This is a genomic window from Streptomyces sp. SID13726 (genome assembly GCF_010548375.1).
Lineage (GTDB): Bacteria > Actinomycetota > Actinomycetes > Streptomycetales > Streptomycetaceae > Streptomyces.
The window spans coordinates 1-780 of record NZ_JAAGLY010000087.1; the positions used below are offsets into that span (position 1 = coordinate 1).

Here is a 780-nt window from a genome sequence, read left to right on the forward strand (position 1 = left end):
TGATCGATCATTTGCTGCCGCGTTGGTCCCGACCTGCGGCCCGAAGGTCCCGCCACGCGCGGAGGCTCGACCGCCACACCCCCACTGACCTGCCGGTTTCCCCGGACCGAAAGGCCTTCGTTCGCTTGTGAATGGATTCACAAATATGTGGGAACGCCGGCGGGGCCGGATGGTCCGGCCCCGCCGGCGTTCGCGATGCCGGGCCCTTAGCTCGGGGCCTCCGCCCCCTTGCGGGCGTAGAACCACCAGGCCACCACCACGCAGCTGGCGTAGAAGCCCACGAAGCCCCACATCGCGCTGGTCACCGCGAAGTTGGCGAACATCGCCGGGATGAAGAAGAACCCGTACGCCGCGATCGCCGCCGTGAAACCGGTGACCGCGCCCGACGCGATCTCCGCCTGCTTCAGCGCGGCCGCGTACTGCGGGGTCCCCTCCGTCAGGCCCTTCAGGTGCTGGCTCCGGAAGATGACCGGTATCTGGCGGAACGTCGAGCCGTTGCCGATCCCCGAGAAGAAGAACGCCGACAGGAAGCAGAAGAAGAAGCCGTGGAAGGAGCCCTGGTCGGAGCCGGAGGGGAGGAAGGTGATCACCCCGATGATCGAGCCGGCCATGCCCGCGAACGACAGGATCGTCACCCGCGCGCCGCCCAGCTTGTCGGCGATCCAGCCGCCCGCCCAGCGGGCGAGGGCGCCCAGCGCCGGGCCCATCCAGGCGTACGTCGCCACCGGATACGCCGGGAAGGTCGTCTTGATGAGGAGCGGCAGGGCCGCCGCGAAACCG

Annotated in this window: 1 pseudogene; it reads right to left on the reverse strand. The window is 69.0% G+C overall.

Annotated features, from left to right (window positions below):
* Positions 1 to 206: 206 nt before the first annotated feature.
* Positions 207 to 780 (reverse strand): annotated as a pseudogene (locus G3I78_RS46475) (nitrate/nitrite transporter); the annotation flags it as partial.